We start from the raw sequence: 14773 nt of genomic DNA, 5'->3' as shown, positions 1-14773 counted from the left end.
CGACCCGATCCACGACCGACCCACGCCCCCGGGGCACGACCGGTGGCGTCCTCCGCGGAGACCGACTGTGACCGTGCAACTCCCATGCGACAAAAGCGAATTGTGCCCTACGCCACCTCGCGCCCGTCCGGCAGGTGGTCACCGCGGGTGAAGTGCGGGCCGCCGTGTTGACCCGGCTGGGAGAATTTCGGTATGGCCGAGATCATCCAGCGGGACGGGACCTGGGCCTTCGACGGCAGCACGGTCCGGATCACACCGGGGCTCCACCGCTCGGTGCCGCTGTTCCGGCAGACGTACGGAGAGATCGCCGTACCCCTGGAGGCCGTGGCGGGCGTGGTCTACGAGCCCGAGCGCAAGCGCGGCCGGCTGCGGATGCGGCTGCGCGAGGGCGCGGATCCGCTGTTGCAGGCCACGGGCGGGCGGCTGCCGGAGCCGGCCGATCCCTACCGGCTGACGGTGGACCTGGACCGGTCCGGGGTGGCCGAGTACATCGCCGAGGAGATCCGGCACGCGCTCCTCCTCGACCGGATCCCCAAGGAGCCGACCAAGGCCTATCTGCTGCCCGGGCCGCCGGTGCCGGTCTCGGTGCGTTCCTCCGACGGCACGGTCTCCTTCGACGGCACCCAGGTCCGTATCGACTGGGCCGACACCTCGGACCGGGTCAAGCGGGCCACCGGGCCCCGGATCATCAACGTCGTCGACCTGGCCCAGGTCGAGTGGCTGCCCAACTCCGGCTACGAGGACGGCCTCCTGCGGTTCGCGTTGCGCGAGACGGTGTTCTCCAGGCTGCCGCCCGAGCGCGACCCGTACGCCCTCGACCTGTGGGGCAGTGTCCGCCGCGATCTGCTCACCGCGCTGGTCGCGGCCGCGGTCACCGCGCGGCTGCCGCATCCGTCCACCCGGGCCGGCGTCCCGTACGCCGACCGGGACCGGCCCGCGGGCGCGCTGCCGCCGCCGGCCGACCACCACGACGTACTGCTGCGCCGGCTGCGGGAACTGGGCGAGCTGCACCGGGAAGGGGTGCTCACGGACGAGGAGTTCGCGATGACGAAGGCGGTGGTCCTGCGCGGGTTCTAGCGGGGTCGCGGCGGGCCGGCATGATCCAAACGACAAACGCTAGCTGAGCAGATCCGGCTCGCTGCGGCTGATGTCCTGCCACAGCGGCTGGTAGTTGATCCAGGCCACCAGGTCGCCGCCGAGCTGCTCACGGGTCGCCACCGCCAGTTTGTGGTCGATGAGCAGGGGGCGGCCCGCCGCCTTCGCCATCAGCTGCACCTGGCAGGACTTCTCCATCGACATGAACCACCAGGCCGCCGCGTCCACCGAGTCGCCGACCGTCAGCAGCCCGTGGTTGCGCAGGACGAGGGCCTTGCGGGAGCCGAGCGCGGCCGCGATCCGGCGGCCCTCCTCGATGTCGACGGCGACGCCCGTGTAGGCGTCGTACAGGGCGTGGTCCTCGTAGAAGGCGCAGCTCTCCTGGCTGAGTGGGTCGAGCAGGTCGCCGAGCGCGGACAGGGCGCGGCCGTGCACCGAGTGGCAGTGGGCGACGGCGACGACGTCCGGGCGGGCGGCGTGCACCTGGGCGTGCACGGTGAACGCCGCCTGGTTGACGTGGTAGCGGCCCTCGATCACCTGCCCGTCCTGGTTGGCGAGGACCAGGTCGCTGACGGTGACGTGCTTGAACGGCATCCCGAACGGGTTGACCCAGAAGCAGTCGGAGAACTCCGGGTCGCGTGCGGTGATGTGGCCGGAGACCCCGTCCTCGAATCCGGACCGGCCGAAGAGCCGGAGCGCGCCCGCGAGCCGTTCCTTGCGGTGCCGGCGTTCGTCGTCGAGCGAGTCGTGCATCGGCGGCATCGCGAACTGCAGCTGGTCGGTGGGCAGCGGCAGGGGCGGGGTCGGCCCGTGCATAGGTCCTCCTGCACTGGGTTTTGCTTTACGTTGCGGAAGTTACCGTCGGTCAGCGCAGGAGAACAGAGCTGTTCCGTAAAGAAGACGCCCGGATACCCGACAGGGGATGTCGGGTATCACCGCCACACTCGCCGTATGACAGCGAACACGGCAGTGAACTGGGCGGCTCTCACCGAGGCGGAACCCGGACTCGCGAAGATCGCGGAAGAGCGCTTCGGTGCCTTCACGCATCACGTCCTCGCCACGCTCCGCAAGGACGGCTCCCCGCGCACCACCGGCCTGGAGGTCCGCTTCCTGAGCGGTGAGCTGTGGCTCGGCATGATGCCGGGCTCGCTCAAGGCCCTCGACCTGCTCCGGGACCCGAGGTTCGCGCTCCAGGCGAACCCGGGGCCGGACACCGCGATGGGCGGCGGGGACATCCGGATCGCCGGGCGGGCGATCGAGGTCGAGGACCCGGAGGTGAAGGGGGCGTACATGGAAGAGGTGGAACCGCCGCAGCCGTTCCACCTCTTCCGCACCGAGCTGACGGAGGTCGTACGGACCTTTGTCGAGGACGACAAGTACCTCGTCGTCCAGGTCTGGAAGCCCGGGGAGCCGGTGCGCACCCTCAAGCGGACTTGACCTTCGGAGCCGGGAGGGCTACTCCCACTCGATGGTGCCCGGCGGCTTCGAGGTCACGTCGAGGACGACGCGGTTGACGTCGCGGACCTCGTTGGTGATGCGGGTCGAGATGCGCGCGAGGACCTCGTACGGCAGGCGCGACCAGTCGGCGGTCATCGCGTCCTCGGAGGAGACCGGGCGCAGCACGATCGGGTGGCCGTAGGTGCGGCCGTCGCCCTGGACGCCGACGCTGCGGACGTCCGCGAGCAGGACCACCGGGCACTGCCAGATGTCGCGGTCGAGACCGGCCGCGGTCAGCTCCTCGCGGGCGATGGCGTCGGCCTCGCGCAGCAGGTCCAGGCGCTCCTTGGTGACCTCACCGACGATGCGGATGCCGAGGCCGGGGCCCGGGAAGGGCTGGCGCTGGACGATCTCCTCGGGCAGGCCGAGCTCCTGGCCGACCATCCGGACCTCGTCCTTGAAGAGCTTGCGGAGCGGCTCGACGAGCTTGAACTCCAGGTCCTCGGGAAGGCCGCCGACGTTGTGGTGGGACTTGATGTTGGCGGTGCCGGTGCCGCCACCGGACTCGACCACGTCGGGGTAGAGCGTGCCCTGGACGAGGAACTCGACGGCCGGGCCCTCGTCGGCGATGATCTCGGCCTGCGCCTGCTCGAAGACGCGGATGAACTCGCGGCCGATGATCTTCCGCTTCTCCTCGGGGTCCGAGACCCCCTTGAGGGCGGTGAGGAACCGCTCCTCCGCGTCCACGACCTTCAGCTGGACGCCGGTCGCGGCCACGAAGTCCTTCTCGACCTGCTCGGTCTCGCCCTTGCGCATCAGGCCGTGGTCGACGTACACGCAGGTCAGCTGGGAGCCGATGGCCTTCTGGACCAGGGCGGCGGCGACGGCGGAGTCCACACCGCCGGACAGACCGCAGATGGCGCGCTTGTCGCCGACCTGCTCACGGATCAGGGCGACCTGCTCGTCGATCACATTGCCCGTGGTCCAGTTCGGGGACAGGCCCGCGCCGCGGTAGAGGAAGTGCTCCAGGACCTGCTGGCCGTGCGTGGAGTGCATGACCTCGGGGTGGTACTGGACGCCGTACAGCTTCTTCTCGTCGTTCTCGAAGGCGGCGACCGGGACGACGTCCGTGGACGCCGTGACGGTGAAGCCCTCGGGGGCGGCGGAGCAGGCGTCGCCGTGGGACATCCACACGTGCTGCTCGGCCGGGGTGCCCTCGAAGAGGGTGGAGGACGTCCTGGAGACGTACATGTCCGTACGGCCGTACTCACGGGCGCCGGAGTTGTCGACCGTGCCGCCGAGGGACTGCGCCATCAGCTGGAAGCCGTAGCACATGCCGAAGACGGGGACGCCGGCCTCGAAGAGCGCGCGGTCGAGGCCGGGGGCGCCCTGCTCGTACACGGACGAGGGGCCGCCGGAGAGGATGATCGCCGCGGGCTTCTTGGCGAGCATCTCCGCGACCGGCATGGTGCTCGGCACGATCTCGCTGTAGACCCGCGCCTCGCGGACGCGACGGGCGATGAGCTGGGCGTACTGCGCGCCGAAGTCGACGACCAGAACGGTGTCGGGGGTGGCGGCAGCGGAAGTCGCTGATGACACGGGGTGCCTTCCGGCGGTTTGGGCGGGGGTCTGTGCTGTCGATTCTAACGGGGTGGGCGTGGGGGGCGTCCCGTGCGCCGGGGGCTCTGCCCCGGGACCCCCGACAGACCAGGAATGCGGCATGGCATACTGACCACCATGCTCACGCAGACGACCTTCCTCTTTACCTATGGCAACCGGCCCGCCGGCTGCCATGGTCGTCCTGCTTGAGCGAAACGCCGAGCGACTTCCCAGGCGCCCCGGGCCGACAAGGCCCGGGGCGTCTGTCGTTTTCCGGGTCCTGCCGTTCCGGGGCACCGCGTCCGAACCGATGAGGAGCCCCCGACATGACCGTCACCCCCACAGAGAAGACCGGCGCCCGTACTGCCGAGGCCGCCGATGTGATCACCGGTGCGCGTGAGCGCATCGACACGCTCGACGACCGGATCATCGGACTGATCCAGGAACGGATGGCGGTGTCCGCCGTGATCCAGGAGGCCCGGATCACCTCCGGCGGGCGCCGGGTGAACCTCTCCCGCGAGATGGAGGTCCTCGACCACTACCGGGAGGCGCTGGGCAAGCCGGGTACGTCCCTCGCCATGACCCTGCTCGAACTGTGCCGTGGTCGCATCTGAGTTCGGGTCGGCACTCACCCGTACGGCGCGTGACCGGCCCGCGCACCGCTTCGTTGGTCCCGGTGTCCGTGCCAGCCAGGGGCGGGCCCGAAAGAACCACGCGTGGCTCGCTGGAGCGATGAGGCGTGCGGATCGTGCCGTGCGCCGTGGGACCTCGCTCCAGGAAGGTGACCGGACGGCAGGGGACAGCAGCCCGGTCATTCAAGAGAACGGTCGGCTCCGGGGACGCCCGGGGCCGATCGGCGGAAAAAACAAAAATGCACATGGGCTGGGTCAAACGGTTGCGGAGGCCGCGTCCATCCAGCACGATGCGTAGAAAGCCCCCCAAGTCCCCGGACACGCAACAGCATTGCAATGCGCTGCCCGACCGCCAGAGGTCGAGACCATCCGCGCGCCCCGAATGCGCCGGGGTGCCGACCGAGGCGCACAGGGCAGATAGGGCGACAGAGAGCAAGCGGCGCAACCCCCCGGCGCCGCTCCCCGGGCACCGACGCTGCCCTGACGTCGGTGCTGACGGAGAAGGGCCCCGCGGCTCCGTCCCGCGGGGCCCTTCGCATGCCCGCTTCCTCTCACGTGGCTCCCCATCTCGTGTGTGATCCAAGCCACATAAGAATCCTGTGAGTGATCGTGCAACCTTTCACCCACCTCAGTGATCAAACTTGCTGAATCAAAGAAACCGGTAAGAGGCCGGTAAGAGCCGGTCACACAGCAGAAACCAAGGGTCACACCCGCGCCCCACACGCGGAGCCCGCCTCCACTTCGTGCCGCCCACCGCGGCACGCCGGACTCCCCGAGGTCTTCATGAAGCTTCGCCGTGCCATGGCCGCAGCGGCCGCGACGGCTGTCATAGCCCCGCTCGCTCTCCTGTCCGCGCCCACCGCTTTCGCGGACGAGTCCACGTCGCCCACTCCCACCGAGACCGTGACGTCCGAGGCACCCACCGAGATTCCGAGCGACACGGCCTCCGCGTCCGCACCCGAGACCGAGACGCCTCCTCCCGCCACCGAGACGCCGGGCAGCAGCGCGTCCGCCTCGGTGACCCCGAGCGACAGCGCGAGCGCGTCCACCGAGCCCGAGCCCTCCGAGACGGCCGAGCCGAGCGAGGACCCGTCGGACCCCGACGTGCCCTTCTGCGAGGACCTCGACGAGAACTTCGGCGACGCCAAGGTGTCCGCCGACATCAAGGGCCTGCCGGGCAAGATCGTCGCGGGTGACGGCTTCCACAACTTCAAACTGGTCGTCACCAACGACTCCAAGGTCGACATCCAGGGCGTCGCCTTCTACGCCGAGGTCGAGAACTACGAGCTCGACGAGTCGAAGTACCTGAGCCCGTACGTCGACCTGGAGTTCAAGAACCCCGAGAACGGCTCCTGGGACCGCATCGGCAGCGACGACTGGGCCGGCGACTACTTCTTCTACGTGGAGAAGCTGAAGTCCGGCGCGAGCCAGTCGATCGACCTGCGCGTCAGCATCGACGCCAAGGCCCCCGCCGGTGACGCCTACTCCTTCGGCTCCGGCGCCTACCTCGACAACGTCAAGGGCCAGGACTGCATCGCCGAGGGCTGGGCCCAGTACGACTTCGAGGTCCTGAAGGCCGGCTCCTCGAACCCCGAGCCGGGCGACGCCACCCCGAGCGACAACGGCAGCAAGGACTCGCCGAAGAAGCCGCAGGGTGACGTCTCCGAGCTGCCGACCGGCAACCTCGCCGAGACCGGCTCCAGCTCCGCGCTGCCGGTGCTCGGCCTCGTCGGCGGTGTCGCCGTCGTCGCCGGTGCGGGCGCGGTGTTCGTGGTGCGCCGCCGGAGGACCGCGGCCGGCGCGTAACCGGTACGCCGGCACATAGCCGGTACGCACAGACAAGAGAGGGACCTGCGCTCGGAGGGGGGCGCAGGTCCCTTTTTCTCTGCCGTGCTGTCTGCCGTCGCGGGCTACTTCTTCGGCGGTACCGTCGGCATCCCCAGGAACGGCAGCCGCAGTGCGCCGAACGCGTCCGCCGGGACCACCGGGTTCGCCGGCTCCACCGGCTTCAGGCGTTCGTACGCCACGCCCTGCGCCGGACGCGGGTCCGCCTCACCCTTGTTGGGCCAGTACGACATCGCCCGCTCGGCCTGCGCGGTGATCGTCAGCGACGGGTTGACGCCCAGGTTCGCCGACACGGCCGCGCCGTCGACCACCGAGATCCCGGGATGGCCGTACAGCCGGTGGTACGGGTCGATCACACCGGTCTCGGGCGAGGCGCCGATCGGACAGCCGCCTAGGAAGTGCGCGGTCAGCGGGGTGCCCATCAGCTCGCCGACGTTGCTGCCCGCGAAGCCGTTGATCTCCGAGGCCAGTGCGGAGGCCGCCTCCGAGGCCGCCCTGATCTGCTTCGGGTTGGGCGCGCCATGGCCCTGGCGGGCGGTGAGCAGGCCCTTGCCGACGCCGTTCGGCTTCAGATACGTCGTCAGGGAGTTGTCCAGCGACTGCATCACCAGGCCGATGATGGTCCGCTCCGACCAGCGGCGGTTGGACAGGGAGCGGGCCACCAGCAGCGGGTGGCGTGCCGCGTTCGCCAGCCAGGCCAGGACGCGCGAGGAGCCCTCGGCGTACGGGACCTGGAGGATCGACATGCCGCCCATCGCGTTGGAGCCCTTGCCGTAGCGGACCGGCTCGATGTGCGTGTCCTCGTCCGGGTGGATCGAGGAGGTGATCGCCACACCCCGGGTGAAGTCGGCCTTCGTGCCGTGCGCCTTGCGGTAGCGCCGGTCGTCCGTCTGGGCGCCCACCAGCGCCTCGGAGTTGGTGCGCGTCAGATCGCCCAGCCGGCCGGAGAGGTGGGGCAGCTGTCCGTTCGCCTTCATGCGGTGCAGCAGCGTCTGGGTGCCGTAGGTGCCGGCCGCGATGACGACCCGCCGCGCGGTGAAGGTGCGCCCCTTGCCCTTCTTCTTCTCGTCCGTCGGCAGGGTCGCGACGGCGTACCCGCCCCGGGAGTCGTCGGTGACGGACACGACCGTCGTCATGGGGTGGACCACCGCGCCCGCCTTCTCGGCGAGGTGGAGGTAGTTCTCGTTGAGGGTGTTCTTCGCGCCGTGCCGGCAGCCGGTCATGCACTCGCCGCACTCGGTGCAGGCCTTGCGGGACGGACCCACCCCGCCGAAGTACGGGTCGGCGACCTCCTGACCCGGCCGCGTCCTCGACTTTCCGTCGGCGTCGTCGCCGTCCCCGAAGAACACCCCGACCGGCGCCATGTGGAAGGTGTCGCCGACCCCCATCCGCTGCGCCGCCGCCTTCAGGTGCACGTCGGAGGGGGTCATGGTCGGGTTGAGCCGTACGCCGAGCATGCGCCGCGCCTGGTCGTAGTACGGCTTCAGCTCCTCCTGCCAGTCGGTGATGTCCCGCCACTGCGGGTCGTCGAAGAAGGCCTTGGGCGGTACGTAGAGGGTGTTGGCGTAGTTGAGCGAGCCGCCGCCCACTCCGGCGCCGGCCAGCACCATCACATTGCCCAGCAGATGGATGCGCTGGATGCCGTACATGCCGAGCCTGGGGGCCCAGAGGTAGTTCTTCAGGTCCCACGAGTTCTTCGGGAGGGTGTCGCGGGTGAAGCGGCGGCCGGCCTCCAGGACGCCGACGCGGTAGCCCTTCTCGGTCAGGCGCAGCGCGGTCACGGACCCGCCGAACCCCGATCCCACGACGATGACGTCGTAGTCGTACCCGTCCTCGTCCCGGGTCTGGACAGACTTCTCCTGCGACACGTGCTGCTCTCCTCGTTGAGAACGGGGTTCCTCGTTGAGAACGGGGTTCTGTCTAGCGGAAGCGGAACGCCTTCATCAGCCGGAGGCTCCGGCTCATGAACCGCGCGTACTTCTCGTCGTCCATGCCCAGCGACGGGGCCATCGGCAGCAGCCGCTGCTGGGCGACGGTCTGGGCCTCGGTGTACTTGAGGATGCCCTCGGAGCCGTGCCGGCGGCCGAGGCCGGAGTCCTTCATGCCGCCCATCGGCGACTGGACGCTGCCGTAGGCCGGGGCATAGCCCTCGTTGACGTTCACGGTGCCGGTGCGCAGCCGGGAGGCGACCTCGCGACCGCGCCGGCCGTCCTTCGTCCAGACCGAGGAATTGAGGCCGTACGGCGTCGAGTTGGCCGCCTCGACCGCCTCGTCGTCGGTCTTGAAGCGGTAGATGGACACGACCGGGCCGAAGGTCTCCTCCGCGCACACGGCCATCGGGGTCTCGACGCCGTCGAGGACGGTCGGCTCGAAGAAGTACGGGCCGATGTCGGGGCGGGCGACGCCACCAGCGACCAGCCGGGCGCCCTTGGCGACGGCCTCCTCGACATGCCGCTTGACGGTCTCCAGCTGCCGCTCGCCGACCAGCGAGCCCATGTCGGCGCCGTAGGCCAGCGACCTGCCGAGCCGCATGGCCTTCGTACGGGCGGCGAAGCGCTCCAGGAAGGCGTCGGCGATCGACTCGTGGACGTAGAGCCGCTCGATGGAGATGCAGAGCTGGCCCGCGGAGGAGAAGCAGGCGCGGACCGCGCCGGCGGCCGCCTTCTCGATGTCGGCGTCCTCCAGGACCAGCATGGCGTTCTTGCCGCCGAGTTCGAGGGAGACGCCGACCAGGCGGGCCGCCGCGCCTTGCGCGACCTCGCGCCCGGTGCGGGTGGAGCCGGTGAAGGAGACGTAGTCGGCGTGCTTGACGACCTCAGGTCCGACGACCGGGCCCTCGCCGAGCACGACCTGGAAGACATCGGCGGGCAGGCCGGCCTCGACCAGCAGGTCCCGGGCCCACAGGGCCGTCAGGCAGGTCTCGGTGTCGGGCTTCATGACGACGGCGTTGCCCGCGACGAAGGCGGGCAGGGCGTCGCCGACGGAGAGTTCGAGGGGGTAGTTCCAGGGGGCGATCTGGCCGACGACACCGCGCGGGTGGCGCAGCTCGGTCACCTTCGTCAGGGTGGGCATGGCACCGGCGTGCCGCTTCGGGCCCAGGTAGGCGGGTGCCTTGCGGCCGTAGTGCCGGGCGGCGACGGCTACGGCCTGGACCTCCTCGTGGGCGTGCAGGCGGGCCTTGCCGGTCTCCAGCTGGATGAGGTCGAGCACCTCGGCCTGGCGCTCCAGGACCAGGTCGTGGAAGCGCAGGAGGACGGCCGCGCGCTCGCGTACCGGCCGCTGGGCCCAGACGGCCTGGGCGGCGCGGGCGGCCTCGAAGGCCTTGGCCACGTCCTCGGGGGTGGACTCGGGCAGATCGGCCAGCTTCTCGCCGGTGAAGGGCGTGTGGTTGGCGGTACGGCCGGAGCCGACCACGCCCTTGGTGAGCTGGGCGACCAGCTCCGGGGTGACCACGTCGGCGGCGGTACGGGCGCCGGCGGGGGCGGGGGCGAGGGGATTCGTGCCAGTGATTTCCGTGGCCTGTTCCGGGGCCTGCGAGTCCGTCATGACGCGCAGGGTATGCCGGAGCGGAAGCTTTGGGTACCCGCCGGTAACGGGGATTCACGGACTGCTCACATACCGCCAGTGACCACTGGCAGCAAATGCGCTGATCAGGGGTTGTGCGGCGACGGTCGTCCGGTGGTTCAGTCCGTTCCCGGTTTTTTCGGGAGGAGCAGGCCAAGGGCGGTGAGCAGGGGGCGCCGGGGCGGGGGTGTCCTTTCGGGCGCGGGTACGGGGGCCGGTATGCGCAGCGGCTCCGGCCCGGGTACGGATTCGGGTGCCGACGGCGCCGAGGGCACTCCGGCGACGTCCTTCAGTACGGCCGCCACCTCCTCCGCTCCCGGCCGCTCCTCCGGCGACTCCGCCCGGAGCCGCGCGAGCAGCGCGAGCAGCGCCGAGAGCGATCCGGCGTGCTCGTGCCCGTGTTCGTGTTCGTGTTCGTGTTCGTGCTCATGGTCCACGGCGGCATGGAGCAGGGCGCCCAGGGACCAGAGGTCGGAGGCGGGCCCGGCGCCGCGCCCCGCCAGCTGCTCCGGGGCGACGAAGCCGGGGGTCTCGCCGGGGACGGGGGCGGGGCCGTGGCCGATGCCGAAGTCGGTGAGGACCACGCGGTCGGTGCCGGATTCCAGGAGGACGTTCTCCGGCTTGACGTCACGGTGCACGATGCCGACGGAGTGCGCGGCGCGCAGGGCACCGAGGACGGCGAGCCCGACGCGCGCGGCCTCGGCGGGGTCGAGGGGGCCGCGTTCGAGGGCCGTGCGGAGCGACTCCCCGTGGACGAACTCCATGACGATCCAGGGGAGTCCGTCCTCGACCACGACCTCGTGGATGGCGAGGGCGGCGGGGTGGTCGACGCGGGAGGCGGCCCGCGCCTCGTGGTGCAGCCGTTGGACACCCCGCCGGTGGTCCTCGTCCTCCGGGTCACCGTTGAGCCGGAGCTCCTTGACGGCGACGTCCCGCTCCCCCGCCTCGTCGCGCGCCCGCCACACGGTACCCGTCGTGCCGGAGCCGATGCGCTCGGTCAGCCGGTAGCGTCCGCCGAGCAGAAACCCGCCGGATTCGCGTCCGTCGGGCGCGTGTTCGCCGTCTTCGCTCATGCCTCATGAGTACCGTGCGTACCGGGCTCTTGTCGAAGCGGGCGGCACGGGGACACGGCCAACTCCCGCTCGTCCGCCGCCGGTTCGAGGGCGGGCCAACTCCCGCTCGTCCACCGCCCGTCAGAGCACTCGCCGAGGCCCGGGGCGGTCAGAGCCTGTCGACGCCCAGGTTCGCGATCGCCGTCTTCGCCACCTCCCGGCCCCGGGCGGTGAAGTCGCCCCTGCCCGGGTAGCTGATGGTGAGCTTGTACATGTCCCCGGCCTTGGTCCGGTAGTAGAAGATCTGCAGTTCGCGCAGGCGCGGGTTCTGGCTGTCGTCGGTCGTGTAGACGACGGTGTTCATCGCCGCCTGCCTGCCGTGGTACTCGGCGTCACCGTCGACGTGCGTCCTCGGCCCCTTGGGCATGCCGACGGTGTAGTCGCCGTCGCTCTTGAACTTCTCGTTGTCGGCGTACATCTGGGCCGGCGCGGAGTTCTTGATCTCGTGGAGCGAGTCGTCGGACTTCCTGGACAGTTTCAGGGCGATCCCGATGGCGCCGCTCTCGTCGGTGTAGGTGACCCAGTTCTTGTCGGAGTCGTTCTTGGCCGGGTGCCCCGGCCTGTATGTGTCGGGGAACGCCACCGTCGCGCCCAGCCGGGGGCTCGCGGCCTTCCTCCAGCCGTCGGGGAGCGGCCCCGCGAAGGGGTCGGCGAGCACCAGGTACCCCGCCACCGCCGCCACGACGACCAGCGCGCCGACGCCGAGCCACGTCTTGCGGCCGAGCCGGCGGGAAGGCGCGGCGGGCCCGGCGACCCGCTCGACCCGGGTGGGCTCCGGGGCGGGCGGGTTCGCGGCCGTCTCCAGCAGGGCGCGGAGCCGGGCCGCGTCCGGGCGGTGTGCCGGGTCCTTCTGGAGGAGACCGTTGATGGCCTCGGCCAGCGGTCCCCGCGCGGAGGCGGGCGGCGCGGGCGTGGCGTTGAGGACCGACTGGAGGGTGGCCGGGGTGTTGCTGCGCCGGAAGGGCGAGACACCTTCCGTGGCCGCGTACAGGACCACGCCCAGCGACCACAGATCGCTCGCGGGGCCGGGCCGCTGCCCCAGCACCCGCTCCGGCGCGATGTACTCGGGCGAGCCCACGAAGCCGCCCGTGTCCGTCAGATTCGTCTCGCCCTCGATCTGCGCGATGCCGAAGTCGGTGAGGACGACCCGGTCGTGCCGGCCGAGCAGTACGTTGTCCGGCTTGACGTCGCGGTGCAGAACGCCCGCCGCGTGCGCCGCCTCCAGCGCGCCCAGCACCTTCAGACCGATCCGGGCCGCCTCGCGCGCGTCGAGGGTGCCCTCCTGGAGGGCGTCGCCGAGCGACCGGCCGTGGACCAGCTCCATGACGATCCACGGCTTGCCGTCCACGATCGCCACGTCGTGGACGTTCACCACCGCCGGATGGTCGAGCCGGGCCGCCGCACGGGCCTCGCGGCGCATTCGCTCGTAGGCGTTGGCACGTTCACGCTCGGGAAGATGGTCCGGTACGCGCGGCTCCTTCACCGCGACCTCGCGGTCCACCGTCTCGTCCTTGGCCCGCCACACCGTGCCCATTCCGCCGTGGCCCAGCTTGGCGAGCAGCCGGTAGCGACCGGCGATCAGCCGCTCCGCGTACGGATTGCCCGGGTGGGGCAGGTGCGCGGGCGGGTTCGGCGGTTGCAGACCGAAACTCGTCGGCTCGTCGGCCCCTTGGCGGGCTCCCCCGTTGCCTCTCATGGGTCCATCCATATCGCGCCACGCGCCGGCGCTTCCACAGCTGACGCCAACCGGTCACAGACCCGTGACCCAGGATGCCGGGCATCTCCCGTTACCGGCTGTTTCAGGACCGTACGAACGTGTCCACCGCGACGTCGAAGTACTCCCGCGCCTCCCGCACCTTGCCGACCGGCGCCGACACCCACACGTCGTACAACTGCCCGGCCTCCTCCCAGCACACGTCGTAGGTGTGCCGGGGCCCCTCCGCCGTGCTGAAGCCGTTCCAGCTGAACTCCCAGAGCGCGGCGGGGTGTCCGTTGTGCGTGGTCCGGGTGACCCGGCCGTCGTGGTAGCCGGGGTTCGTGCTCGGGCCCTCGGCGGCCGCCCGGTCCATCACGGCCGACGGGCCGCCCGTTTGGGGGTCGGACACCTTGATGCCGAGGCGGAAGGTCTCCCCCGGCGACATGTAGAAGATGCGCTCGCCCTGCGGCTTGCGCGTGAACCCCTCGGGTACGGCGACGGAGAACCCGCCCGGGTCCTCGGCGATGCGGTAACCCGAGGGCGCCGTATGGGTGTTGGCCGCGCTGGGGGAAAGGGAGGCGTTGCCGGACGGGGAGCCGGTCACGGTGACCGTGGGGGTGACCGCGGAAGGTGTCGGGGCGGTCGCGGACGTGTGCGGCGCCGAACTCGTCGGCGCACCGCCGCCGTTCCCGCCGTCCCCCTTCATCAGCAGGGCCGCCGCGGACACGCCCGCCCCCGCCATCGCGGCGACGAGCAGCGCCGCCAGCAGCATGCCCCGCGTGGACTGCCTGGCCTGCGGATCCGCCCCGGGCGGCGTCGGCTCCGGGCGGGGCACATCGCGCTGCGTCGGTGTGTAGGGGACCTGCAGTTTCGGTGTGCGGCCCGAACCGAGCGCGGGCGTACGGCTCTTGCCGGACGTGCTCACCGGCGTACGCCCCGTCTCCAGGAACGCCCGCAGCATCCCCTCCGCCTCCTCGGCGTCCAGCCGCCGGTCCGGATCGCGCTCCAGCAGCCCCTGTACGACGGGCAGCAGCGGCTCGGCCTGGGCGGGCGGGCGGATCTCGCCGACGACGACGGCGTGCAGGATGCCGCCGAGCGAGTCGCGTCGGAACGGTGACTCGCCGCTCAGCACCGCGCACAGCAGCGCGCCGAGCGACCACAGGTCGGACTCCGGCCCGGTCCTGACCCCGGACATCCGCTCGGGCGCGGTGTATTCGGGCGAGCCCACGAAGGAACCGGTCTCGGTGAGGGTGGTGGCGCCCGCGACCTGCGCGATACCGAAGTCGGTGAGGACGACCCGGTCGGTGCCGGCCTCGACCAGGACGTTCGCGGGCTTGATGTCCCGGTGTAGCACACCGGCCGCGTGCGCGGTGCGCAGCGCGCTCAGCAGGTCGATGCCGATACGGGCGGCCTCGGCGGCATCGACCGGTCCGTGCGCCGAGACGCGGTCGGCGAGCGATCCGCCGTCGATCAGCTCCATGACGATGTACGGCCGCTCGTCGTCCTCGACGACGTCGTGCACCACGATGATGTGCGAGTGGCGCAGCTGGGCGACCGCGCGGGCCTCGCGGAGGGTGCGGTCACGGTGGTGTCGGGCGTCGTCGTCCGAGAGGGAGTCGTCCTGGGCGAGCTCCTTGACCGCCACCTGCCGGCCCAGCAGCTGGTCGGTCGCCCGCCATACGACACCCATCCCGCCGCGCCCGATGCGGGCCTCCAGACGGTAACGGCCCGCAATCACACGGAAGTCGTCCCCCTCGGTCCCCATGGGCCCCATCATGCCGCACCGGACGGCT

General features: G+C 71.0%; 11 protein-coding genes. 4 read left to right on the top strand and 7 right to left on the bottom strand.

Annotation, left to right across the window (positions count from 1 at the left end):
* Positions 1–192: 192 nt before the first annotated feature.
* Positions 193–1077, top strand: coding sequence for a DUF4429 domain-containing protein (locus AB0I54_RS01060; RefSeq protein ID WP_363293735.1), 885 nt, complete (start codon positions 193–195; stop codon positions 1075–1077).
* Between the two features lie 39 nt (positions 1078–1116).
* Here the strand turns inward: AB0I54_RS01060 and AB0I54_RS01055 are convergent, their stop codons facing one another.
* On the bottom strand, positions 1117–1911 hold the full coding sequence (locus AB0I54_RS01055) for a class II aldolase/adducin family protein (protein WP_363293734.1): 795 nt from the start codon (positions 1909–1911) through the stop codon (positions 1117–1119).
* A gap of 135 nt (positions 1912–2046) precedes the next feature.
* Here AB0I54_RS01055 and AB0I54_RS01050 point away from each other — a divergent pair, with 135 nt between their 5' ends.
* Positions 2047–2532 (top strand): pyridoxamine 5'-phosphate oxidase family protein, encoded by a 486-nt coding sequence (locus tag AB0I54_RS01050; RefSeq protein ID WP_363293733.1) that lies wholly within the window; start codon positions 2047–2049, stop codon positions 2530–2532.
* A gap of 18 nt (positions 2533–2550) precedes the next feature.
* On the opposite strand, the gene guaA is transcribed toward AB0I54_RS01050, so the two are convergent.
* A complete protein-coding gene (guaA, locus tag AB0I54_RS01045) occupies positions 2551–4131 on the bottom strand; it encodes a glutamine-hydrolyzing GMP synthase (protein WP_363293732.1) in 1581 nt (526 codons plus the stop codon).
* A gap of 326 nt (positions 4132–4457) precedes the next feature.
* On the opposite strand from guaA, the gene AB0I54_RS01040 reads away from it, so the two are divergent.
* Positions 4458–4745, top strand: coding sequence for a chorismate mutase (locus AB0I54_RS01040; protein WP_363293731.1), 288 nt, complete (start codon positions 4458–4460; stop codon positions 4743–4745).
* An 801-nt stretch (positions 4746–5546) separates the two neighbouring features.
* Positions 5547–6569, top strand: a complete 1023-nt coding sequence (locus tag AB0I54_RS01035; protein ID WP_363293730.1) for an LAETG motif-containing sortase-dependent surface protein — start codon at positions 5547–5549, stop codon at positions 6567–6569.
* Between the two features lie 104 nt (positions 6570–6673).
* Here the strand turns inward: AB0I54_RS01035 and AB0I54_RS01030 are convergent, their stop codons facing one another.
* The 5 genes from AB0I54_RS01030 to AB0I54_RS01010 all read right to left on the bottom strand — a co-directional run bounded on the left by AB0I54_RS01030 (position 6674) and on the right by AB0I54_RS01010 (position 14745).
* Positions 6674–8476 carry a GMC family oxidoreductase gene (locus AB0I54_RS01030; RefSeq protein ID WP_363293729.1) on the bottom strand — a complete coding sequence of 601 codons (1803 nt, stop codon included), beginning with the start codon at positions 8474–8476 and terminating at the stop codon, positions 6674–6676.
* 52 nt (positions 8477–8528) lie between these two features.
* Complete coding sequence (locus AB0I54_RS01025) at positions 8529–10154, bottom strand: succinic semialdehyde dehydrogenase (protein ID WP_363293728.1); 1626 nt, start codon at positions 10152–10154, stop codon at positions 8529–8531.
* Positions 10155–10291: 137 nt separating this feature from the next.
* Positions 10292–11245, bottom strand: a complete 954-nt coding sequence (locus tag AB0I54_RS01020; RefSeq protein ID WP_363293727.1) for a serine/threonine-protein kinase — start codon at positions 11243–11245, stop codon at positions 10292–10294.
* Positions 11246–11393: 148 nt separating this feature from the next.
* On the bottom strand, positions 11394–12980 hold the full coding sequence (locus tag AB0I54_RS01015; RefSeq protein ID WP_363293726.1) for a serine/threonine-protein kinase: 1587 nt from the start codon (positions 12978–12980) through the stop codon (positions 11394–11396).
* A gap of 103 nt (positions 12981–13083) precedes the next feature.
* The gene (locus tag AB0I54_RS01010) at positions 13084–14745 is read right to left on the bottom strand and encodes a serine/threonine-protein kinase (protein WP_363293725.1); all 1662 of its coding nucleotides are present in this window, start codon (positions 14743–14745) and stop codon (positions 13084–13086) included.
* Between the last annotated feature and the right edge of the window lie 28 nt (positions 14746–14773).

The sequence above is a fragment of the Streptomyces sp. NPDC050625 genome, from assembly GCF_040654755.1.
In the GTDB taxonomy this organism is placed as follows: domain Bacteria; phylum Actinomycetota; class Actinomycetes; order Streptomycetales; family Streptomycetaceae; genus Streptomyces.
Note: the sequence above shows the minus strand (reverse complement) of the source record. Positions and strands in the feature narration are given on the sequence as shown.